Below are 22,692 nucleotides of genomic sequence, written 5' to 3' on the forward strand. Positions count from 1 at the left end.
ACAACTCGCCAAACAGCCGTCCTGTGGAGGGCGCGCAAGCACATAGACTTGCTGCGTGGTCGACTATGTCGTCGCGGGGCTAAGCGCCAACTCCGTGCCGTATTTCGAGGCCCTTCAACAGCAGCGTGCCGTGCACGCCGATGTCGTTGCAGGCCGGGCGCCCGATACTGTCATCCTCCTCGAGCATCCCTCGGTGTACACCGCAGGGAAACGCACAGAGCCCGACGAAAGGCCGACCGACGGGACACCCGTCATCGATGTCGACCGCGGCGGGAAGATCACCTGGCACGGGCCGGGGCAGCTCGTGGGATACCCGATTCTCCGCCTTCCCGAGCCCATCGACGTCGTCGGATACGTGCGGCGGCTGGAGAGCATCCTGATCGACGTTCTTGCAGACGTCGGGGTGCACGGTGAACGCGTGCAGGGACGCTCCGGCGTGTGGATCCGCGGGATCCAGCGCGACGAGAAGATCGCCGCCATCGGCATCCGCGTCGCAGAGGGCGTCACCATGCACGGGTTCGCGCTCAACTGCTCCAACGGGTTCGAGGCGTACGACGCGATCGTGGCCTGCGGCATCCGGGATGCGGGGGTCACCTCGATCAGCCGCGTCCTCGGCCGCACGGTCACCCCGGAAGACGTCGTCCCCCTCATCCAGGCATGCTTCGACAGAGAATTCGACACAGGACTGGAGACCGTCGCGTGAGCGCAGCGCCAGAGGGACGCAAGATGCTGCGCCTCGAAATCCGCAATGCAGAGACCCCCATCGAGCGCAAGCCCGAGTGGATCAAGACCAAAGCGAAGATGGGCCCCGAGTACCGCCAGCTTCAGAACCTCGTGAAGGGCGAGAACCTGCACACGGTGTGCCAGGAAGCCGGCTGCCCGAACATCTTCGAGTGCTGGGAGGACAGGGAAGCGACGTTCCTCATCGGAGGAGCCCAGTGCACCAGGCGGTGCGACTTCTGCCAGATCGACACCGGCAAGCCCGCCGACTACGACACCGACGAGCCACGCCGCGTCGCAGAGTCCGTCGCGAAGATGGACCTGCGCTACGCCACCGTCACCGGCGTCGCCCGCGACGACCTGGCCGACGAAGGCTCGTGGCTGTACGCCGAGACGATCCGCGAGATCCACCGGCAGAGCCCGGGCACGGGCGTCGAGATCCTGGTCCCCGACTTCTCCGGCAACCCCGACTATCTGGGCGAGGTGTTCTCCGCCGAGCCCGAGGTGTTCGCGCACAACGTCGAGACCGTCCCGCGCATCTTCAAGCGCATCCGGCCGGCCTTCCGCTACGAGCGCTCGCTCGACGTCATCACGCAGGGGCGTGCGGCCGGGCTCATCACCAAGTCCAACCTCATCCTCGGGATGGGCGAGGAGCGAGCAGAGGTCAGCCAGGCTCTGCGCGACCTGCACGACGCGGGGACGGACATCATCACGATCACCCAGTACCTGCGACCGAGCCCGCGGCATCTGCCGGTGGCGAGGTGGGTGCATCCGGATGAGTTCGTCGAGCTGAAAGACGAGGCGGAGGCGATCGGGTTCCTCGGTGTGCTCGCCGGTCCCCTGGTCCGTTCGTCGTACCGCGCCGGGCGACTCTGGGCGCAGTCGATGCACGCGAAAGGCCGCGAGGTGCCGGACGAACTCCGCCATCTGGCCGACGCGTCGCTCGGGTTCGCCCAGGCCGTATCCTGACCGCGAACAACGTCACTGCGCGGGCGGCCGAGCCGGTATCCTTGTGACTATGGCACGCAAGGACAAGTCCACCAAGGAGCCCGGTCGGCTCAAGCAGATGTGGCAGGTCTTCCAGATGACCCGCCGCTACGACAAGCGGGCGGTGTTGTACATCGTGGGCGGCATCGTGGCCCCGATCATCGTCGGCGTGCTTCTGGCGATCTTCCTGTCCGACGGCAACGGCTTCACGATGGCGATGTGGATCCTCGCCGGCGTGCTCGCCGGTGTGCTGATCGGCCTGATCATCCTGGGGCGTCGCGCCGAGCGTGCTGCGTACTCGCAGATCGAGGGCCAGCCCGGTGCCGTCGGCGCCGTGCTGCGCAGCTCCCTGAAGCGCAGCTGGCGCGGCTCAGAGATGCCGGTCGCCGTCAACGGCAAGACCCAGGACGCGATCTACCGTGCCACCGGCCGCGGCGGTGTCGTGCTCATCAGCGAAGGCCCGAAGACCCGCACCCAGCGGATGATCGACGAGGAGCGCCGCAAGGTCACCCGCGTGCTGCCGAACGTGCCCGTGACGACGATCAGCGTCGGACCGGATGCGGACGCCACCCCGCTGCACAAGATCCCGCGCGTGCTCGCCAAGATCAAGCCCACCCTGACCAAGGCCGAGGTCATGGCGATCAGCAACCGTCTCCAGTCGCTGGAGAACTCGATGCCGATCCCCAAGGGCATCGACCCGATGAAGGTTCGCGCCCAGCGCGCTCGCTAGAGCCCGCCCGCCCGCCTAACCCGCCCCGCGCATCCATCGAGCCGGGACTTCTGCACCAGCCCGACCGGCGTGTCGCGTGCAGAAGTCCCGGCTCGATGCTTTGGGTGCGGCGGGGAGGGACGGTAGTGGCGGCGCCGTCAGGCCCGGATGAGGACCGTGCCGGCGATCTTGTCGTGGAAGCCGCGCTGGTCGGAATCCCAGACGAGCGCGGGGATCACGATCGCGAGCAGCAGCGTGCGGACGACGGGACGCCAGAGGCCCACCCAGCCGCCGCGGATCGCGACAACGCGCATCCCGAACACCCGGTGGCCGATGCCGCCGCCGATGGTCGGGATGAACAGGATCTGCATGAGCACGAAGATGCCGGTGGTGGCCCAGCCGTTCACGATCCCGTCCGTGCGGAAGAACGCGAAAGAAATCAGGTAGGCGATCGCCCAGTCGATGACGATGGCTCCGATGCGGCGGCCGGCACGCCCGACCGAGCCTCTGCCCGTCTCCGGCAATCCCAGTCGTTCACCGGGATAGCGGCTCGGCGCGATGTTGCCGGAGGCGGAGGATGGCGGGTTCTGTGGCACCAGACGAGTTTACCGGCCACGGGTATGCGTAACACGCCGGAAACATTTGCGTCACTCCGGGGAAACTCCTTCCCCGTACGGTGTTGTCTTGGGCTGCAGGTGCAGTCCACCACCTCAATCCATTTTGGGAGTCCTCCGCATGTTCCGTGATTCTTCCGAGGTGCTCAAGTTCATCAAGGACACCGACGTCAAGTTCCTTGATATCCGCTTCACCGATCTGCCCGGTGTGCAGCAGCACTTCAACATCCCCGCTTCGACCGTCGACGAAGAGTTCTTCTCCGTCGGTCAGCTCTTCGACGGCTCGTCCATCCGAGGCTTCGCGTCCATCCACGAATCGGACATGCAGCTCATCCCCGACGTCTCCACCGCGTACGTCGACCCCTTCCGTGCCGAGCGCACGCTCATCATGGTCTTCGACATCTACAACCCGCGCAACGGCGAGATCTACTCGAAGGACCCGCGCCAGGTCGCCAAGAAGGCCGAGAAGTACCTCGCCTCCACCGGCATCGCGGACACCGCGTTCTTCGCCCCCGAGGCCGAGTTCTACATCTTCGACGACGTCCGTTACGAGGTGAACCAGCACTCGAGCTTCTACTCGGTGGACTCCGAAGAGGGAGCCTGGAACACCGGTCGTGTCGAGGAGGGCGGAAACCTCGCCAACAAGACGCCGTACAAGGGCGGATACTTCCCGGTCAGCCCCGTCGACAAGCAGGCCGACCTGCGCGACGACATCTCGCTGAAGCTGATCGACGCCGGCCTCATCCTGGAGCGCGCACACCACGAGGTGGGCACCGGCGGCCAGGCCGAGATCAACTACCGCTTCGATACGATGGTGCACGCGGCAGACGACATCCTGAAGTTCAAGTACATCGTGAAGAACACGGCTGAGCTGTGGGGCAAGGTCGCGACCTTCATGCCGAAGCCGCTGTTCGGCGACAACGGCTCCGGGATGCACACCCACCAGTCGCTGTGGAACGACGGCAAGCCGCTGTTCTACGACGAGGCGGGCTACGGCGGCCTCTCCGACATCGCACGCTGGTACATCGGCGGCCTGCTCAAGCACGCCCCGGCTGTCCTCGCGTTCACGAACCCGACGGTGAACTCGTTCCACCGCCTGGTCCCCGGCTTCGAAGCCCCGGTCAACCTGGTCTACTCGGCCGGCAACCGCTCCGCGTCGATCCGCATCCCGATCACGGGGACCAACCCGAAGGCGAAGCGCATCGAGTTCCGCGCCCCCGACGCGTCCGGCAACCCGTACCTCGCGTTCGCCGCGCAGCTCATGGCGGGCCTCGACGGCATCAAGAACCGCATCGAGCCGCACGAGCCGGTCGACAAGGACCTCTACGAGCTCCCGCCCGAGGAAGCCAAGAACATCCCGCAGGTCCCCGGCACCCTCGCCGAGGTCCTGGATGCGCTCGAGGCCGACCACGACTTCCTCCTCGCAGGCGGCGTGTTCACCCCGGAGCTCATCGAGACCTGGATCGACTACAAGCGCGAGAAGGAGATCAAGCCCCTCGCGCAGCGTCCCCACCCGTTCGAGTACGAGCTGTACTTCGGCGTCTGACGCTCTGACGTGCGGAAGGCCGCATCCCTTCGGGGGTGCGGCCTTCCGGCGTTTTCGGGCGCGGGAGTGAAATGAGCGCTTCGGCCGTCCGACGTCAGAGGCCGCCGCTGAGCGGGCACTCGACGATGCGTTTTCCGTCGCTGACGACGATGAACGTGTCCGGCTCGACGCTCGGCGCAAAGATGATGCCGCCACCGATGGTGTGGCCGCGCGCGGGCAGTCCGGTGGTGAAGCCGGGGCCGGCGCCGAAGCAGGTGTAGTTGCGACCGGCGTACTGCACCCGGGTGGGGATGGCGCTCGGCCACCAGTCCGCTGTCGCCTCGTGGACCTTCAGGAGGGCGATACCGCCGGAGACGACCAGGGCTGCGACGAGGAACGCGGCGATGAAGACGACGGTTCGACGGGGCGTCCACCAGGTCTGCACACCGTCACGATGCCGGTTGTTCGGCAGGAGATCCCGGACGACACGCCGTCGGGAACTCCGCTCGTGCGGAGAATGCGGCCCGGGGCCGCGATATCTCCGCTTGAACGGAGACGGAGACGGGGGTGGTCAGGCGGTGGGGGCCGGGCGGTCGGGCTGGCCGTAGAAGGAGCGCTCGAAGACGGCTCGGGCTCGGCGAGTGACGGCGAGGTAGTCCTCTTCGAGGCGGCTGGCGGAGCCGGGCGGGTATTCCATCAGGCGGGCGACGCCGTCGAGGGCGACGCGGTCGGAGGGGAGGACGTCGGCCGTCTTGTTGGTCCAGAGGGTCATCGCGGAGCGGGCGCGGGAGGCGAAGACCCAGGCGTCGCGGAGTTTGGCGGCGTCGTCGGTCGTGACGTAGCCGGTCTCTGCGGCGACGCGGAGGGCATCCAGGGTCGACGTGGTCTGCAGGTCGGGGACGGCGGCGGCGTGCTGCAGCTGGATGAGCTGCACGAACCACTCGACATCGCTGAGGGAGCCGCGGCCGAGCTTGAGGTGACGAGCGGGGTCCGCGCCCTGCGGGAGGCGCTCGCTCTCCACGCGCGCCTTGATCCGCTTGACCTCGCGGACCGCCTGCTCGGCGATCGACGCCGGATAGCGCACCTCGTCGGCGACGGTCTCGAAGTCGTCGAGCAGTGCCGCATCCCCCGCCACCCCGCGGGCGCGAAGCAGCGCCTGGGCCTCCCAGGTGAGCGACCAGCGCTGGTAGTAGGCGCGGTACGACTCGAGCGAGCGCACGGGGGTGCCGTTCTTGCCCTCGGGGCGCAGGCCCATGTCCAGGTCGAGCGGGAGGACGTTGTCCTCGGTGAGCCTGCCGAGCTCCGAGACGACCTGCAGGGCGGCGCGGTGCGCGGCCTCCTGGTCGTCGCCGAGCGGACGGAACACGTACATCACATCGGCGTCCGAGCCGAAGCCGAGCTCGCGGCCGCCGAAGCGGCCCATCCCGATCACCGCGAACTCGAACAGGTCGCGGTCGTCGCGGTTGTCGCGGATCGCCTCCAGCACGCCGGCGATCACGTTCTCGGTGACGGCCGTGAGGCCCTGCGCAAGCTCCTCGATGGTGCTGAAACCCAGGATGCCCGAGAACGCCAGCCGCAGCACCTCGCGGCGGCGGGCGGCGCGCAGTGCAGACGCCGCGGACTCCGCCGACGAGTGCCTGCCGAGGATCGCCCGCGTCTCCTCGCGCAGCAGCGCGGCCGAGCGGGGGCGCAGGTCGTCCTCCGACTCCAGCCAGGCCACCGACTCCGGGATGCGCCCGAGCAGCTCCCCCGCGAACCGGGAGCCGGACAGCACCCGCGTCAGACGCTCGGCCGCCCCTGTGGAGTCGCGGAGCATCCGGAGATACCAGTGGGTGGAGCCGAGGTCTTCGCTCAGCCGACGGAAGGTGAGGAGGCCGTAGTCGGGGTCGGCGCCGTCGGCGAACCACTGCAGCATCACCGGCAGCAGGTGGCGCTGGATGGTGGCGCGCCTGGACACTCCGCCGGTGAGCGCACCGATGTGGGCGAGCGCGCCGCGCGGGTCGCGGAAGCCGATGGCGGCGAGGCGCGCCTCCGCCTGCTCGCTGGTGAGCCCGGCCGCGCCGGTGAGCTTGGTGTCCTCGCTCGACGTGGAGGCGACCGCGCTCAGCAGCGGCCGGTAGAACAACCGCTCGTGCAGCCCGCGCACCCGGTGCTTGATCGCGTTCCAGCGCTCGAACAGCTGCTCGGCGCCCGGGGCGAGCCCGGTCGCGCGGGCGAGGACGCGCTGGTCTCCCTCGTCGCGCGGCATCAGGTGCGTGCGTGAGAGGTGCCGCAGCTGCAGCCGGTGCTCCATCAGGCGCAGGGTGCGGTAGTCGCGGGAGAAGTCCGCGGACTCCTCGCGGCCGATGTAGCCCTGCGCTGCGAGGGCGGCCAGGGCGGAGAGGGTGTCGCGCTGGCGCACCTGGTCGTCGGTCCTGCCGTGCACGAGCTGCAGCAGCTGCACCGTGAACTCCACGTCGCGCAGGCCGCCTGGGCCGAGCTTCAGCTGGTAGTGCACCTCGTCGTCCGGGATGTTGTCGGTGACGCGTTCGCGCATCCGCTGCACGGACTCGACGAAGTTCTCCCGGGACGCGCTGCTCCACACCTTCGGGGCGATGGCGGCGACGTACCGCTCCCCCAGGCCCAGGTCGCCGGCGAGCGGGCGCGCCTTGAGCAGCGCCTGGAACTCCCAGCCCTTGGCCCACCTGTCGTAGTAGGCGATGTGCGATTCGAGGGTGCGCACGAGCGCGCCGTCCTTGCCCTCGGGGCGCAGGTTCGGGTCGACCTCCCAGAGGCCGGGTTCGATCGCCGGATCGTGGATGCCGCGCATGGTCAGCATCGCGAGGCGGGTGGCGATGTCGACGGCGCGGCCGGAGCTGACCCCGGCCTCCTCGTCGCCCTCCGCCACGTAGATCACGTCCACGTCGCTGACGTAGTTGAGCTCGCGGGCGCCGGCCTTGCCCATGCCGATGACGGCGAGCCGCGTGGCCCGCACCTCCTCCTCGGGGAACCGTCCCGGCCCGGTCCCGCTGACCTGCCGCCGGGCGATGGCGAGGGATGCTTCGAGGGCGGCGGCGGCGAGGTCGGAGATCGCGGCCGCAACGGCGTCGAACCCGTCGACCGGGTCGTCCTGCTCCAGGTCGAAGCTCGCCAGCTGCACCAGCCGGCGGCGATACCGGATGCGCAGCGCCGTCCAGGCCGCCTCCTCCGTCACCGAGGCGAACCCGTCGACCGCGCCGACCGCATCCAGGAGGTCGTCGCGCAGCTCGGCGGCGGACGGGAGGCGGTCGACCTGCTCGGTCAGCGCATCCAGCTGGTCCGGCTGGCGCAGGAAGAACTCGGCGATCCCCTCCGACGCACCGATCACCCGCAGGATGCGCTGGGCAGCGTCCTGCCTGCGCAGGTACGGGGCGACGCGGTCCGGTGCGCGGCGCACCAGGGCGAGCGTGCAGCCGAGCGCCGTGTCAGGGTCGGCCGCGACCGCGAACGCGGGAAGCGCATCCTCGACCGGCACGCCGGTGAGCGCCGTCAGCTCGTCGAGCTGCGCCCGCACCGAGCTCAGACCGACGAACCCCGACCGCGCGAGCGTGGTCAGTGAGAGCTGGTCGCGCGGCACGGCGCCTAAAGGATCTCGAGGTTGGTGCGCAGCTCGTACGGGGTGACCTGCGCGCGGTACGCCGACCACTCCTGCCGCTTGTTCAGCAGCACGTAGTTGAACACCTGCTCGCCCAGGGTCTCGGCCACCAGCTCGGAGTCCTCCATCAGCGAGATGGCGTGGTCGAGGCTGGCGGGGAGCTGGTTGTAGCCGAGCGCGCGGCGCTCCGCGTCGCTGAGCGCCCAGACGTTGTTCTCGGCCTCCGGCGGCAGTTCGTACTGCTCCTCGATGCCCTTGAGGCCGGCGGCCAGCATGAGCGAGAACGAGAGGTACGGGTTGGCCGCGGAGTCGATGGCACGGTACTCGACGCGCGAGCTCTGGCCCTTGTTGGGCTTGTAGAGCGGCACGCGGACCAGCGCAGACCGGTTGTTGTGACCCCAGCAGACGAAGCTCGGCGCCTCGTCGCCGCCCCAGAGGCGCTTGTACGAGTTGACGAACTGATTGGTCACCGCGGTGATCTCCGGCGCGTGGCGGAGCAGTCCGGCGATGAAGTGGCGGCCGACCGTGGACAGCTGGTACTCGGCGCCCGCCTCGAAGAACGCGTTGGTGTCGCCCTCGAACAGTGACATGTGGGTGTGCATCCCGGAGCCGGGGTGGCCGGAGAGCGGCTTGGGCATGAAGGTGGCGTAGACGCCCTGCTCGATGGCGACCTCTTTGACGACCGTGCGGAACGTCATGATGTTGTCCGCCGTGGTGAGGGCGTCCGCGTAGCGCAGGTCGATCTCGTTCTGGCCTGGGCCCGCCTCGTGGTGGCTGAACTCGACCGAGATGCCGAGGTCTTCGAGCATCCTGACCGAGCGGCGGCGGAAGTCGTGCGCCGTGCCGCCCGGCACGTTGTCGAAGTAGCCGGCGGAGTCGACGGGCTCCGGCCCGTTCTCGTCGAACGCCGACGACTTGAGCAGGTAGAACTCGATCTCCGGATGCGTGTAGAACGTGAACCCGCGGTCCGCCGCCTTCTCGAGCGTGCGCTTCAGGACGTTGCGCGGGTCGGACACCGACGGCTGGCCGTCCGGCGTCGTGATGTCGCAGAACATCCTGGCGGTCGGGTCGATCTCGCCGCGCCACGGGAGGATCTGGAACGTGGTGGGGTCCGGCAGCGCCAGCAGGTCGGACTCGTATGCGCGGGTCAGTCCCTCGATGGCGGAGCCGTCGAAGCCGAGGCCCTCGGTGAAGGCGCCCTCCACCTCGGCGGGGGCGATGGCGACGGACTTGAGTGTGCCGACGACATCGGTGAACCACAGCCTCACGAACTTGACGCCACGCTCCTCGATCGTGCGAAGAACGAAGTCGCGCTGCTTGTCCATCCTGCCCCTTTCGTCAGCCTTCCCAGACTAGTGGTTTCCGCACCCGGATTCAGGCGAGGAACGCACCCCAATCGGTGGTCCTGGCGCGTCATTAGACTGAGGCCATGTCTGACATGTCCCCCATGCCGTCCACCCACCCGACGACGTCGTCGATGCAGTCGCTGAAGAGGGTGCGGACGCGCCACTTCCAGATCGCGAAGGAGGAGGGGACGAAGTTCACCGGCCTGACCAGTTACGACCAGCTGACGGCGCAGATCTTCGACGCGGCCGGAATCGACTTCCTCCTGGTCGGAGACTCGGCGGGGAACAACGTGCTCGGCTACGAGACGACGCTTCCGGTGACCGTGGACGAGCTCATCCCGCTCACCCGCGCGGTGGCCGGAGCCGTCAAGCGCGCGTTCGTGGTGGCCGACATGCCGTTCGGCTCCTACGAGACCGGTCCGCTCGAAGCGCTGCACACGGCCGTGCGGTTCATGAAGGAGACCGGGGCGCACGCGGTGAAGCTCGAAGGCGGCGTGCGCAGTGCAGAGCAGATCCGCCGGATCGTGGATGCGGGCATCCCGGTCATGGCACACATCGGCTTCACGCCGCAGAGCGAGCACGGGCTCGGCGGTCACATCATCCAGGGCCGTGGCGATGGCGCGGAGCAGCTGCTCGCCGACGCGCACGCCGTGGAAGAGGCCGGCGCGTTCGCCGTCGTCATGGAGATGGTGCCCGCTGCCGTGGCCGCGCGCGTCACCGCCGAGCTGCGCATCCCGACCATCGGCGTCGGCGCGGGCCCGGACGTGGACGGTCAGCTGCTGGTGTGGACCGACTGGGCCGGTTTCACCACCGGTCGCATTCCGAAGTTCGTGAAGCAGTACGCGGATCTGCAGGGCGTGCTGACGCAGGCGGCGACGGCGTACAAGGCGGACGTGCAGAACGGCACGTTCCCCGCCGAGGAGCACAGCTTCTAGAGGCTCAGCGGCCTTCCGCCGCGTCTTCCTCTGCCCACTTGGCGCTGTTCTCGCGCAGCTTCTCGAGGGCGTGCTCCGCCTCGGCGTGCGTGTCGAACGGGCCGACCCGGTCGGGAGCAGGAGACAGGAAGCCCTGCTCGACCTGGCCGGTCTTCATGTTGTACCAGAACTTGTGTTCAGCATCCTGGCTGATGCCGTGGTCATTCTCGCCGGTCATAAGCTTGATCCTATGCCCAAGGATTCCGCCGGTCACCTCATTCCCGGACGCGTCACCCCCGAGCGCCGCGTGCCGTCCGGCATCGCCAGGCCCGAGTACGTCGGCAAGAAGGCCCCGGCCCCGTATACCGGCTCCGACGTCTACACGCCTCGCGAGATCGAGCTGATCCGCGAGTCCGGCAGGATCGCCGCGCAGGCCATCGCCCTGGTCGGCGAGAACGTGCGCCCGGGCGTCACCACCGAGGAGCTGGATGTGATCGGGCACGACTTCCTGATCGCCAACGGCGCATACCCGTCGACGCTCGGATACCGCGGCTTCCCGAAGTCGATCTGCAGCTCGGTCAACGAAGTCATCTGCCACGGGATCCCGGACGACACCGTGATCGAGGACGGCGACATCGTCAACATCGACATCACGGCGTACAAGAACGGCTTCCACGGCGACAGCAATCAGACCTTCATCGCCGGCACGGCCACCGAGGAGGTCACCCTCCTGGTCGAGCGCACCAGGGAGGCCCTGAACCGCGGGATCAAGGCGGTCGCCCCCGGCAGGCAGGTCAACGTGATCGGCCGGGCCATCGAGTCGTACGCGAAGCGGTTCGGCTACGGCGTGGTGCGCGACTTCACCGGTCACGGCGTCGGGGCGGCGTTCCACTCCGGGCTGATCATCCCGCACTACGACTCCGCTCCGCTGCACGACGACGTGATGGAGGTGGGCATGGTCTTCACCATCGAGCCGATGCTCACCCTCGGAACGCACGAGTGGGACATGTGGGAGGACGACTGGACCGTCGTCACCCGCGACAGGAGCATGACCGCCCAGTTCGAGCACACGCTCGTGGTCACCGAACGCGGCGCAGAGGTGCTCACCCTCCCTTGAGCGCGCGCCGCGCATCCCGGTACGGGTAGATTCGTGCCATGAGTTCGAAGAACCAGGCAATCGGAATCGACATCGGGGGAACCGGGATCAAGGGAGGTCTCGTCGACCTCGACACCGGAGAACTCATCAGCGACAGGGTCAAGCTGCCCACGCCGGAGGGCGGCAAGCCGGACGACATCGTCGAGACCACCAAGGAAATCGTCGACCGCCTCGCAGCGGAAGACCCGGATGCGGCCGTCGGCGTCTGCTTCCCGGCCATCGTCAGCCACGGGGTCACCCTCTCCGCGGCGAACGTGTCGAAGAAGTGGATCGACCTCCGCGCGGAGGACCTGTTCGAGAAGGCGCTCGCGCGCGACATCCACTTCGTCAACGACGCGGACGCCGCCGGATACGCCGAGTCCCAGTTCGGCGCGGCGAAGGGCAAGAAGGGGCTCGTCATCATGACGACGCTCGGCACCGGCATCGGCTCAGCGCTCATCTACGACGGCGTGCTCATCCCGAACGCCGAGCTCGGCCACCTGGAGATCGACGGCCACGATGCGGAGTCGAAGGCGGCGTACTCGGCGAAGGAGCGCGAGGACCTCAGCTGGGAGAAGTGGGCGAAGCGCCTGCAGACCTACTACTCGACGCTGGAGTTCCTGTTCACGCCGGACCTGTTCATCGTCGGCGGCGGCGTCTCCAAGAACTACCAGGAGTTCCTGCCGCTGCTCGACCTGAAGACCGAGATCGTCCCCGCGGTGCACCGCAACAACGCCGGCATCCTCGGCGCCGCGGCGCTCGCGGTTCGTTAGGACGCCGTATACGTTCACCCGGCCGGCGTTAGGGATGCGTTAGGACCCGCATCCCGCGCCCCGCCAGGGTGTGGACTCTCCTCGGTCGCGTCGGATGGCGCGACATCCTGATGGATGGAGAGAGTCGTGCTGGACGTCGTCTACCTCCTCGGAATCGTCGTGCTCGCGCTTGTCGTCGGGCTCGTCGGCCGGGGGGTCGAGAAGCTGTGATCGTCTTCGATGTGATCAGTGCCCTGCTCGCGGTCGCCGCGATCGCGTACCTGGTCGTCGCCCTGGTGAAGCCGGAGCGCTTCTAGTGGTGGTGTGGCTGTTCGTCGCCCAGCTGGCGACGCTCGCGCTCATCCTCGCCATCGCGTACCGCCCCCTCGGCGACTACCTGGCCCGGGTGTTCACCTCGCAGAAGGACCTCCGCGTCGAACGCGGCGTGTACCGGATGATCGGGGTCGACCCGGCGTCGGAGCAGTCCTGGCCTGCCTACCTGCGCGGCGTGCTCGCGTTCTCGGTAGTCGGCATCCTGATCGTGTACGGGCTGCAGCGGCTGCAGGAGTTCCTGCCGTACGCGCTCGGCCTGCCCGCCGTGCCGGAGGGGCTCGCGTTCAACACCGCGATCTCGTTCGTCACCAACACCAACTGGCAGTCGTACTCGCCAGAGGCGACGATGGGATACACCGTGCAGCTCGCCGGGCTCGCGGTGCAGAACTTCGTGTCCGCCGCCGTCGGCATCGCCGTGGCGGTCGCCCTGGTGCGCGGGTTCGCGCGCCGGTCGAGCGGCACCATCGGCAACTTCTGGGTCGACCTGCTGCGCGCGACCGTTCGCGTGCTGCTGCCCCTCTCGGTGATCGCGGCCGTCGTGCTGATCGCCGGGGGCACCATCCAGAACGTCGCCGGATTCCACGACGTGACGACGCTGACGGGAGCGACCCAGAGCATCCCGGGCGGACCGGTGGCGTCGCAGGAGGCGATCAAGCTGCTCGGCACGAACGGCGGCGGCTTCTTCAACGTGAACTCGGCGCATCCGTTCGAGAACCCGACCGCATGGACGAACCTGGTCGAGATCGTGTTGATGCTGCTCATCCCGTTCTCGCTCCCCCGCGCGTTCGGCACGATGGTCGGCGACCGCCGTCAGGGCTATGCGATCCTCGCGACGATGGGCGTGCTGTTCCTCGGCTCGCTCGCCGCGATGACGGCCTTCGAGCTGTCGAGCGGGTCGATGGAGGGCAAGGAACAGGCGTTCGGCACCCTCGGCTCGACGCTGTTCACCACGACGAGCACGCTCACCTCGACCGGCGCGGTGAACTCGATGCTGGACAGCTACAGTCCGCTCGGCGGCATGATGGCGATGATCAACATGATGCTCGGCGAGGTCGCCCCCGGCGGTGTCGGCGCCGGACTGTACGGGATGCTCGTGATCGCCGTGATCGCGGTGTTCATCGCCGGGCTGATGGTCGGCCGCACCCCCGAATACCTGGGCAAGAAGCTCGGGCCGCGGGAGATCAAGCTGGCGAGCCTGTACATCCTGACCACCCCGACGCTCGTGCTCGTCGGCACCGGCCTCAGCTTCGCCGTCCCGGCGATCAGGGCCGACGTGGAGAAGACCTCGATCTTCAACCCGGGCCTGCACGGCTTCAGCGAGGTGCTCTACGCGTTCACCTCCGCCGCGAACAACAACGGCTCGGCGTTCGCGGGACTCACCGCGAACACGCCGTGGCTGAACGCGGCGCTCGGCACGGCGATGTTCCTCGGGCGTTTCCTCCCGATCGTGTTCGTCCTGGCTCTGGCGGGCTCGCTCGCCGGGCAGGCGAAGATCCCGGCGACAGCCGGCACCCTCCCCACCCACCGGCCGCAGTTCGTCGGCCTGCTGGTCGGGACCGTGCTGCTCGTGTCCGCCCTCACCTATTTCCCCGTACTCGCGCTGGGACCCCTGGCGGAAGGGCTGCAGTAGACCATGACCACCATCACCTCACAGCGGCAGACGGCCCGCGCGTTCTCGTTCGCGCAGCTCGTCGCGGCACTCCCCGGAGCGCTCCGCAAACTCGACCCGCGCTCGATGTGGCGCAACCCCGTCATGTTCATCGTCGAGGTCGGCGCTGCGCTGACCACCGTGCTCGCCATCGCGCAGCCGTTCCTCGGCGGTGCGGACAGCGCGGGCGGCCACAGCGCGGGACAGCAGAACCTCGCGTTCACCTGGGGCATCGCCGTCTGGCTCTGGCTCACCGTGATCTTCGCCAACCTCGCCGAGGCCGTCGCGGAGGGGCGGGGCAAGGCGCAGGCCGCGAGCCTGCGCGCCACCAGGTCGACCACCGTGGCCAACCGGGTCACCGGTTACGACGAGACGGCAGACCCGGATGCGCTCAGCGCCACGGTCGAGCAGGTCGCGTCGAGCGAGCTCCGGCTGGGCGACCTCGTGGTCGTCACGGCCGGCGAGCTCATCCCCGGAGACGGAGACATCGTCCGCGGCATCGCGTCGGTGGACGAGTCGGCCATCACCGGCGAGTCCGCACCCGTCGTCCGCGAGTCCGGCGGGGACCGGAGCGCGGTCACCGGAGGAACGCGTGTGCTCTCCGACCGCATCCTGGTGCGGATCACGAGCAAGCCGGGCGAGACGTTCGTCGACAGGATGATCCGCCTGGTCGAGGGCGCCTCCCGGCAGAAGACGCCGAACGAGATCGCTCTGAACATCCTGCTGGCGAGCCTGTCGATCATCTTCGTGGTGGTCGTGCTCACGCTGGCGCCGGCCGCCGGATACTCGGATGCCGCCCCGACCGTTCCCGTGCTGATCGCCCTGCTGGTCTGCCTCATCCCGACCACCATCGGCGCGCTCATCTCGGCCATCGGCATCGCCGGCATGGACAGGCTGGTGCAGAGGAACGTGCTGGCGATGTCCGGCCGTGCCGTCGAAGCCGCTGGCGACGTGACGACGCTGCTGCTCGACAAGACCGGAACCATCACGTACGGCAACCGCCGCGCTGCTGAGTTCACGCCGGTCGGCGGGGCGGACAGCATGGAACTGATCCGCGCCGCTGCGCTCTCGTCGCTGAGCGACCCGACCCCCGAGGGCGTCTCCGTGGTGGCGCTCGCCGGACAGCTCGGATATAGCCACCAGGGCGACCTGCGCGGCGACATCGTCCCGTTCACCGCCCAGACCAGGATGAGCGGCCTCGACCTCCCGGACGGCACCAGCGTGCGGAAGGGCGCGGCGAGCGCCGTCGTCTCCTGGGTGCGGGAGTCCTCCTCCGCTGCGCCCGGCGCCCTCCGCGACCTCGACGCCGCCGTGGAGCGCATCTCGTCCGTCGGCGGAACGCCGCTGGCGGTGGCGACCAGGGATGCGAGCGGCGTCGCGACCCTGCTCGGCGTGATCTACCTGAAGGACGTCGTGAAGGACGGCCTGGCCGAGCGCTTCGCCGACCTGCGCAGGATGGGCATCCGGACCGTGATGGTCACCGGGGACAACCCGCTGACGGCGAAGGCCATCGCCGCGGAGGCCGGGGTCGACGACTTCCTCGCCGAGGCGAAGCCGGAGGACAAGCTGGCGCTGATCCGGCGGGAGCAGGAGGGCGGCAACCTCGTCGCGATGACCGGCGACGGCACGAACGACGCGCCCGCCCTCGCGCAGGCCGACGTCGGCGTCGCGATGAACACCGGAACGTCGGCGGCGAAGGAGGCGGGCAACATGGTCGACCTCGACTCCGACCCGACCAAGCTGATCGACATCGTCCGGATCGGCAAGCAGCTCCTCATCACCCGCGGCGCCCTGACCACGTTCTCCATCGCGAACGACGTGGCCAAGTACTTCGCGATCATCCCGGCGATGTTCGTCGGGGCGTTCCCCGGGCTCGCTGCGCTCAACATCATGGGGCTGCACTCCCCCGCGTCCGCGATCCTCTCGGCCGTGATCTTCAACGCCATCGTGATCGTGCTGCTCATCCCGCTCGCCCTGCGCGGCGTGACGTACCGGCCGTCGAAAGCGTCGGCGCTGCTCGGCCGCAACCTGCTGATCTACGGTCTCGGCGGCATCGTCGCCCCGTTCATCGGCATCAAACTGATCGACCTGCTGGTCGCGCTGATCCCCGGTTTCTAAGGCCGGATCCAGGAAGAGAGAACGACAACCATGAACGGAATGCGTGGCGCGTGGCGCCACTACTGGGTCGCCATCCGGGCGATGATCGTGCTGACCGTCGCACTCGGGATCGTCTACCCGCTGGTGCTGACCGGCATCGGCCAGGTCGCCTTCCCCGCGCAGGCGAACGGCTCGCTGATCTCGGAGAACGGCACGACGGTCGGCTCCGCGCTGATCGGGCAAGGCTTCACCGACAAGAAGGGCAACGCGCTCGCGGAGTGGTTCCAGTCTCGGCCGTCCGCCGCGGGCGACGGCTACGACGGGGCGGCGTCCTCGGGCAGCAACCTCGGCCCGAACAACCCCGACCTGCTGAAAGCGGTGAAGGAGCGCACCGCCGCCGTCGCGAAGGACGACGGGATCGCCGTCGCCGACGTGCCGATCGACGCGGTGACCGCATCCGGATCCGGGCTCGACCCGCACATCTCGCCCGCGTACGCGCTCGACCAGGTGCAGCGGGTGGCGCACGCCCGCGGGCTCTCCGTTGCAGCGGTCCGCGCGCTCGTCGAGTCTAAGATTCAGGGACGGGACCTCGGCTATCTGGGCGAGCCCACCGTGAACGTGCTCCAGCTGAACATCGCACTGGCGAAGATGGACGAGTAGAAGAAATGCCACGTGGCCACCTGCGGGTGATGCTCGGCGCCGCGCCGGGCGTCGGCAAGACGTACGCGATGCTCGAAGAGGGCAAGCGGCTGCTGGCGCTCGGCAAGGACGTGGTGGTCGCCGTCGTCGAGACCCACGGCCGCGCGGCGACGGCCGGCATGCTCGACGGCCTGGAGGTCGTTCCGCGCCGCACCGTCGAGCACCGCGGCGTCGAGCTGACCGAGCTCGACCTGGATGCGGTCATCGCGCGCGCCCCGCAGCTCGCGCTGGTCGACGAGCTCGCCCACACCAACGCGCCCGGCTCGGAGCACGAGAAGCGCTGGCAGGACGTGGATGCCCTGCTCGCCGCGGGTATCGACGTGATGTCGACCGTGAACATCCAGCACATCGAGTCGCTGAACGACGTGGTGGAACAGATCACCGGCGCCCAGCAGCGGGAGACGATCCCGGATGCCGTGCTCCGCCGCGCCGACCAGATCGAGGTGGTCGACCTGGCGCCGCAGGCGCTGCGCGACCGGCTCGCCGACGGCGAGGTCTATCCGGCCGCCCGCATCGACGCTGCGCTCTCCAACTACTTCCGGCTCGGCAACCTCACCGCACTCCGGGAGCTGGCGCTGCTCTGGCTGGCCGACGAGGTCGACAGCGCGCTGCAGCAGTACCGGGCCGAGCACGGCATCGCGGGCACCTGGGAGGCCAGGGAGCGCGTGGTGGTCGCGCTCACCGGTGGTCCGGAGGGCGACACCCTGCTGCGCCGCGGCGCGAGGATCGCCGCTCGGTCGGCGGGCGGCGAACTGCTGGCCGTGCACGTGACCAGCCAGGACGGCCTCCGCGAGGCCACTCCCGGAGCGCTCGCGGCGCAGCGGGCACTGGTCGAGCAGCTGGGCGGCAGCTACCACCAGGTGGTCGGCAGCGACATCCCGCGCGCGCTGGTCGAGTTCGCGCGTGGAGAGAACGCGACGCAGCTGGTCATCGGCGTCAGCCGCCGCAGCAGACTCGCCGCGCTGCTGACCGGTCCGGGGATCGGGTCGACCGTGATCAGGGAATCCGGCGACATCGACGTGCACATCGTGTCGCACGCGCGGGCCGGCGGCCGGTTCTCGCTGCCGCGCATCCGGGGCGGCCTCACCGCTCGGCGGCAGGTCTACGGGTTCGCGCTCGCCCTCGTCGGCGGTCCGCTACTGACCTGGCTGCTCACCAGCATGCGTTCGTCGGACTCGATGACGAGCGACGTGCTCGCGTATCAGCTGCTGGTGGTGATCGTCGCGCTCGTCGGCGGCATCTGGCCCGCGCTGTTCGCCGCCCTGCTGTCCGGGATCACCCTCGACTTCTTCTTCGTGGCACCGCTCTACACGATCACCATCAGCGAGCCGCTGCACCTGCTTGCACTGGTGCTCTACCTGGTGATCGCCGCGCTCGTCAGCCTGGTGGTCGACCAGGCCGCCCGCAGGAGCAGGGCGGCGAAGCGCGCGGCGGCGGAGGCCGAACTGCTCGCGACCGTGGCCGGCGGGGTCATCCGCGGGGAGAACGCGCTGCAGGCGCTGGTCACCCGCACCAGGGAGGCGTTCGGGCTCTCCGGGGTGCGCCTGCTCGACGGCGAGGACGTCGTCTCCACCGATGGGGAGCCGTCCGACGACGAGCACACCCAGAGCATCCCGGTCGGCACCCGCGGAACCCTCGAACTCTCCGGGCGGACACTCGAAGCGGGCGACCGGCGGCTGCTCGCCGCGATCGTCGCCCAGCTCGACGCCGCCCTGGAGCACCGCGACCTGCAGGCGACGGCCAGCGAACTCGGCCCGCTCGCCCAGGCGGACCGGGTGCGCAGCGCCCTGCTCGCCGCCGTCGGCCACGATCTCCGTCGCCCCCTCGCCGCGGCGACGGCCGCCGTCACCACCCTCCGGCAGACCGACATCACCCTTGCAGGAGCCGACAGGGATGCGCTGCTCGAGACCGCGGAGGACAGCCTCGGCAACCTGGCCCAGCTCGTCACCAACCTGCTCGACGTAAGCCGGGTGCAGGCGGGAGTGCTGGCGGTCTCGCTCGCGCCGACCGACATCGACGACGTCGTGCCCGCCGCGCTCGACGAACTGGGCGTCGGACCCGCCGACGTGGAGTTAGACCTGCCGGACACCCTGCCGCCGGTCGCCGCCGACGGCGTGCTGCTGCAGCGCGTGCTCGTCAACCTGCTCGGCAACGCCATCCGGTTCAGCCCGGCCGATGCGCGCCCGGTGATCGCGGCCAGCGAGTTCGGCGGCCGCGTGCAGGTGCGCGTGATCGACCACGGGCCCGGCATCCCCGGCGAGCGCCGCGACGCCGTCTTCGTCCCGTTCCAGCGGCTCGGGGACACCGACAACGACACCGGCATCGGGCTGGGACTCGCACTCTCCAAGGGCTTCGTGGAGGGGATGGACGGAACGCTCGAGGTGGAGGACACCCCGGGCGGCGGTTTGACGATGGTGGTGGCGCTTCCCGTCGCGTCCACCGTGCAGCACGGAGGAGAGCCAGCGTGAGAATCCTGATCGCCGACGACGACCAGCAGATCCTCCGGGCGCTGCGCATCCTGCTGACCGCCCGCGGCTACGAGGTCAGCGTGGCCACGAACGGGGCGGAGGCGCTCAGCCAGGCCGTCGAGCACCACCCGGACCTGGTGATGCTCGACCTCGGGATGCCCGAGCTCAACGGCATCGAGGTGATCCAGGGGCTGCGCGGCTGGACGTCCGTGCCCATCCTCGTGGTCTCCGGTCGCACGGACTCCGCCGACAAAGTGGATGCGCTGGACGCCGGCGCGGACGACTACGTCACCAAGCCGTTCGCCGCCGACGAGCTGCTCGCGCGCATCCGGGCGCTGACCAGGCGGCAGACCCCGTCGACGGACGAGCCGGTCGTCACCTTCGGCGACATCGCCGTCGACCTGGCCGCCCGGCAGGTGACCAGGCGCACCGGCGGCGCGGAGGAGCCCGTGCGGCTGACCCCGACGGAGTGGGCGATCCTCGACGTGCTCGTGCGCAACCCGAGGAGGCTCGTCACCCGGCAGGCGTTGCTGACGCAGGTCTGGGGGCCGCAGTACACGAGCGACACCGGCTACCTGCGGCTCTACCTGGCGCAGCTGCGCAAAAAGCTGGAACCCGAGCCCGCGCACCCGCGGTATCTGCTGACCGAGCCGGGGATGGGCTACCGGTTCGTGCCGGACCCGGACTGACCCGGCCGGTTCAGATCGAGCTTCGCCACGGTGGTCGCCGGGTCGGTGTCGTCCACCCTGTCGACGATCAGTGCATCCGGTGTGCACTGCCACAGCATCTGCACCGCGCGCACCCCGGCGACGGTGGTGAGCAGCGCGAGTCCCAGCGTCACCGCGAACGCGGCCACCCAGTAGACGAGGTTGCCGACGGCGCTCTGGAACATGTCGGCGCGGGCGGCGAACTCGAACGAGTCGACGGGAGGCGTCACGAACGACGGCATGGTGAAGAAGAACCAGACGCAGAACCAGTAGCCGATCGCGACGAGCACGATCACGAGCGCCGTGAGGGCACTCGCCGTCTCGGCGATCCGTCTGGTGTTCGGCTGCTTCGCTGTCACCCTGCCTCGATCCGTCCCCTCGAGTGTTCCGGTTGGGCATTCCGGTGGAGGAATGGGCCGGCTGTTACGCCGGGTTCTGTCCTGGTGCGTGAACACCGTGGACGGCCATCTATCTCGGGACGACGTTACCGCCGCCCTCTAGCGGTCTACCCGGAAACTCGGCGAGCAGCCTCAACGTTTCCTGTCTGACCTTGCTCCGGGCGAGGTTTACCGAGCCGGCCGGGTCACCCCGGTCGCTGGTGGGCTCTTACCCCACCGTTTCACCCTTACCGCGGAAACGACCCGAAGGTCGCATCCCGTGGCGGTCTGTTCTCTGTGGCACTGTCTCGCGGGTTGCCCCGGGTGGGTGTTACCCACCGCCCTGCTCTGTGGAGCCCGGACGTTCCTCGGCGGCCTGCCGAAGCAGACCGACGCGACCGTCTTGCCGGCCCATTCGACTCCAGACTATCGCAGCGGCTAGAGGCCGGACTCCTCGTTCCTGATCAGGATGGCGCCGCTGTCCGGGCAGAGCACGACGTCGTCGTCCGCCGCGCGGCGGATGACGGACAGGTCGGATTCGGTGAGCTTCACGTTGCTGCCCATCGAGACGCCGCGCACGAGCAGGGCCGCTCCGATGCCGTAGCGGGCGCGCTGCTTCTCGTAGAGCTCGACCAGGTCGGCGGGGATGCCGGACACGATGGCCTCCCTGTCCTTCGCGAGGGCCGTGCGCTGCGCATCCACCTTCGCCAGCTCGTCGGCCTTGGCCGCCTCCAGCGCCTGGACCCTGCTGTCGAGCTCCGCGCGCTCCGCCTCGACGGCGGCGAGGGCCGCCTCCTGCTCCTCGACGCGCTCCATCACCGTAAGCTCGATCTCCTCGAGGTCGTCGCGGCGCTTGCCGAGCGCGGTCAGTTCGGCTTCGAGCGCCTGCACGTCCTTGGTCGAGGAGGTCTGCTGCAGGCGTCCGCTGTCGCGTTCCATGCGCGCCTCGACGACGGCGACATCGGATTCGACGCGCTTCAGTTCTGCGCGGGAGTCCTCGAGTTCGCCTGTGCGGGCGATCCAGCGGGTGCGGAGCGCATCCACGTCGGGCTGCAGCGCTGCGAGCTCGGCGAGCTGCGGGAGGTTCTTGGCGACGTGGTTGAGCTGGTTCAGGCGGGTGTCCGCCGTCTGGAGGCGAAGGAGCTCGTTCTGGTCGGTGGGGCTGGCTTTCACGGTTGTCCGCTCTCTGTGGATGGCTGGTGTGTGCGTGGGGGCGCGATCACTGGAGGATCGCGAAGTCCCACGGGTCTGTTCGCAGGTCGCTGACCTCGACGACGACGCCGGGCAGTTCCCGCCTGAGCTGCTCGGCTGCCGTGTCGAGCCACAGCCACTCGCTCGCCCAGTGGGAGACGTCGAGGAGGGCAGGCCCCCCTCCGATGGCCGCCTGCTCGCGCGCCTCGGACGCCGGGTGGTGGCGGAGGTCTGCAGTGATGTAGACGTCGGCGGCGCGCACCGCGTCCGTGCCGAGCAGCGAGTCTCCTGCTCCTCCGCAGACGGCGACGGTGCTGACCGGCTGCTGGTAGTCGCCCGCCGCCCGGATGCCGCCCGCTGTGGCGGGCAGGATCTCGGCGAGGCGCCGGGCGAGCGCGCCGAGCGTCGTCGGCTCCGCGAGCGTCCCGATCCTGCCGATGCCGGTGTCGCCCGCTCCGCCGGCCGACGGCGCGATCGGCGTCGTGGCAGTGAGCCCGAGCAGCGAAGCGAGCACAGCGGAGGTGCCGTCGGCGACGACGTCGACGTTGGTGTGCGCCGCGATCAGGGCGCAGTCCGCCTTGATCAGCCGTGCGAGGATCGCGCCCTTGTACCTGTCCTCCGCCACGCTCGTCACGCCGCGCAGCAGCAGGGGGTGGTGGGTGAGCAGCAGGTCCGCTCCCCCGTCGACGGCCTCCTCGACGGTCGCGGAGACCGCATCGACGGCGAGCAGGATGCGCTCGACGGGCGCTGCCGGATCTCCGGCGACGAGACCGGGCGCATCCCATGCCTCTGCTCCGGAGAGCGGCCAGAGCCGCTCGACGGTCTCGCGGACGGAAGCAAGCGTATGGGGCACGGGA

21 protein-coding genes and 1 other RNA gene are annotated in these 22,692 nt (G+C 69.2%); 13 read left to right on the top strand and 9 right to left on the bottom strand.

Going from position 1 to position 22,692, the window contains the following annotated elements; all coding sequences use genetic code 11:
- Positions 1-55: 55 nt before the first annotated feature.
- The 3 genes from lipB to B7438_RS02845 are packed head-to-tail and all read left to right on the top strand — an operon-like array spanning position 56 to position 2,437.
- Complete coding sequence (lipB, locus tag B7438_RS02835; protein WP_085367858.1) at positions 56-703, top strand: lipoyl(octanoyl) transferase LipB; 648 nt, start codon at positions 56-58, stop codon at positions 701-703.
- On the top strand, positions 700-1,689 hold the full coding sequence (gene lipA / locus B7438_RS02840; protein ID WP_179150702.1) for a lipoyl synthase: 990 nt from the start codon (positions 700-702) through the stop codon (positions 1,687-1,689). The genes lipB and lipA overlap by 4 nt, the downstream gene beginning before the upstream one ends.
- Before the next feature lie 49 nt (positions 1,690-1,738).
- Positions 1,739-2,437, top strand: a complete 699-nt coding sequence (locus tag B7438_RS02845; protein WP_085367860.1) for a DUF4191 domain-containing protein — start codon at positions 1,739-1,741, stop codon at positions 2,435-2,437.
- 137 nt (positions 2,438-2,574) lie between these two features.
- On the opposite strand, the gene B7438_RS02850 is transcribed toward B7438_RS02845, so the two are convergent.
- Positions 2,575-3,012 (bottom strand): RDD family protein, encoded by a 438-nt coding sequence (locus tag B7438_RS02850; RefSeq protein ID WP_085367861.1) that lies wholly within the window; start codon positions 3,010-3,012, stop codon positions 2,575-2,577.
- A gap of 139 nt (positions 3,013-3,151) precedes the next feature.
- Between B7438_RS02850 and glnA (B7438_RS02855) the strand changes: the two genes are divergently transcribed.
- A complete protein-coding gene (gene glnA / locus B7438_RS02855) occupies positions 3,152-4,576 on the top strand; it encodes a type I glutamate--ammonia ligase (RefSeq protein WP_085367863.1) in 1,425 nt (474 codons plus the stop codon).
- A gap of 94 nt (positions 4,577-4,670) precedes the next feature.
- On the opposite strand, the gene B7438_RS02860 is transcribed toward glnA (B7438_RS02855), so the two are convergent.
- The 3 genes from B7438_RS02860 to glnA (B7438_RS02870) all read right to left on the bottom strand — a co-directional run bounded on the left by B7438_RS02860 (position 4,671) and on the right by glnA (B7438_RS02870) (position 9,493).
- On the bottom strand, positions 4,671-5,000 hold the full coding sequence (locus B7438_RS02860; protein WP_256921840.1) for a hypothetical protein: 330 nt from the start codon (positions 4,998-5,000) through the stop codon (positions 4,671-4,673).
- A 126-nt stretch (positions 5,001-5,126) separates the two neighbouring features.
- Complete coding sequence (locus B7438_RS02865) at positions 5,127-8,150, bottom strand: bifunctional [glutamine synthetase] adenylyltransferase/[glutamine synthetase]-adenylyl-L-tyrosine phosphorylase (protein ID WP_085367865.1); 3,024 nt, start codon at positions 8,148-8,150, stop codon at positions 5,127-5,129.
- A gap of 5 nt (positions 8,151-8,155) precedes the next feature.
- On the bottom strand, positions 8,156-9,493 hold the full coding sequence (glnA, locus tag B7438_RS02870; protein WP_085367867.1) for a type I glutamate--ammonia ligase: 1,338 nt from the start codon (positions 9,491-9,493) through the stop codon (positions 8,156-8,158).
- 104 nt (positions 9,494-9,597) lie between these two features.
- On the opposite strand from glnA (B7438_RS02870), the gene panB reads away from it, so the two are divergent.
- Entirely contained in the window at positions 9,598-10,449 is an 852-nt protein-coding gene (gene panB, locus B7438_RS02875) for a 3-methyl-2-oxobutanoate hydroxymethyltransferase (RefSeq protein WP_085367869.1), read from the top strand.
- A gap of 4 nt (positions 10,450-10,453) precedes the next feature.
- On the opposite strand, the gene B7438_RS02880 is transcribed toward panB, so the two are convergent.
- Entirely contained in the window at positions 10,454-10,666 is a 213-nt protein-coding gene (locus tag B7438_RS02880; RefSeq protein ID WP_085367872.1) for an SPOR domain-containing protein, read from the bottom strand.
- 12 nt (positions 10,667-10,678) lie between these two features.
- Here B7438_RS02880 and map point away from each other — a divergent pair, with 12 nt between their 5' ends.
- From map to B7438_RS02915, 8 genes are all read left to right on the top strand, one after another.
- Positions 10,679-11,545: a type I methionyl aminopeptidase gene (gene map, locus B7438_RS02885; protein ID WP_085367874.1), complete on the top strand. Its 867-nt coding sequence runs from the start codon at positions 10,679-10,681 to the stop codon at positions 11,543-11,545.
- Between the two features lie 38 nt (positions 11,546-11,583).
- On the top strand, positions 11,584-12,336 hold the full coding sequence (ppgK, locus tag B7438_RS02890) for a polyphosphate--glucose phosphotransferase (RefSeq protein WP_085367876.1): 753 nt from the start codon (positions 11,584-11,586) through the stop codon (positions 12,334-12,336).
- A gap of 206 nt (positions 12,337-12,542) precedes the next feature.
- Positions 12,543-12,632, top strand: a complete 90-nt coding sequence (kdpF, locus tag B7438_RS20790; RefSeq protein ID WP_247597084.1) for a K(+)-transporting ATPase subunit F — start codon at positions 12,543-12,545, stop codon at positions 12,630-12,632.
- A 2-nt stretch (positions 12,633-12,634) separates the two neighbouring features.
- Positions 12,635-14,278: a potassium-transporting ATPase subunit KdpA gene (gene kdpA, locus B7438_RS02895; protein WP_373270181.1), complete on the top strand. Its 1,644-nt coding sequence runs from the start codon at positions 12,635-12,637 to the stop codon at positions 14,276-14,278.
- Positions 14,279-14,281: 3 nt separating this feature from the next.
- Positions 14,282-16,414 (top strand): potassium-transporting ATPase subunit KdpB, encoded by a 2,133-nt coding sequence (kdpB, locus tag B7438_RS02900; RefSeq protein WP_085367880.1) that lies wholly within the window; start codon positions 14,282-14,284, stop codon positions 16,412-16,414.
- A 30-nt stretch (positions 16,415-16,444) separates the two neighbouring features.
- Positions 16,445-17,053 carry a potassium-transporting ATPase subunit KdpC gene (kdpC, locus tag B7438_RS02905; RefSeq protein ID WP_085367882.1) on the top strand — a complete coding sequence of 203 codons (609 nt, stop codon included), beginning with the start codon at positions 16,445-16,447 and terminating at the stop codon, positions 17,051-17,053.
- 5 nt (positions 17,054-17,058) lie between these two features.
- Positions 17,059-19,560, top strand: a complete 2,502-nt coding sequence (locus tag B7438_RS02910) for a DUF4118 domain-containing protein (protein WP_085367883.1) — start codon at positions 17,059-17,061, stop codon at positions 19,558-19,560.
- Positions 19,557-20,249 (top strand): response regulator, encoded by a 693-nt coding sequence (locus B7438_RS02915; protein ID WP_085367885.1) that lies wholly within the window; start codon positions 19,557-19,559, stop codon positions 20,247-20,249. Before B7438_RS02910 ends, B7438_RS02915 begins: the two co-directional genes overlap by 4 nt.
- On the opposite strand, the gene B7438_RS02920 is transcribed toward B7438_RS02915, so the two are convergent.
- The 4 genes from B7438_RS02920 to B7438_RS02935 form a co-directional block, all read right to left on the bottom strand.
- The gene (locus tag B7438_RS02920; protein ID WP_085367887.1) at positions 20,222-20,626 is read right to left on the bottom strand and encodes a hypothetical protein; all 405 of its coding nucleotides are present in this window, start codon (positions 20,624-20,626) and stop codon (positions 20,222-20,224) included. The two genes, B7438_RS02915 and B7438_RS02920, sit on opposite strands and share 28 nt — an antisense overlap.
- A 49-nt stretch (positions 20,627-20,675) precedes the next feature.
- Positions 20,676-21,058, bottom strand: an RNA gene (gene rnpB / locus B7438_RS02925) — RNase P RNA component class A.
- Positions 21,059-21,082: 24 nt separating this feature from the next.
- Positions 21,083-21,817, bottom strand: coding sequence for a zinc ribbon domain-containing protein (locus B7438_RS02930; RefSeq protein ID WP_085367889.1), 735 nt, complete (start codon positions 21,815-21,817; stop codon positions 21,083-21,085).
- A gap of 46 nt (positions 21,818-21,863) precedes the next feature.
- On the bottom strand, positions 21,864-22,688 hold the full coding sequence (locus tag B7438_RS02935; protein ID WP_085367891.1) for a Nif3-like dinuclear metal center hexameric protein: 825 nt from the start codon (positions 22,686-22,688) through the stop codon (positions 21,864-21,866).
- Positions 22,689-22,692 lie beyond the last annotated feature (4 nt).

The sequence above is a fragment of the Leifsonia sp. NCR5 genome, from assembly GCF_002105485.1.
Taxonomy (GTDB): Bacteria; Actinomycetota; Actinomycetes; order Actinomycetales; family Microbacteriaceae; genus Leifsonia.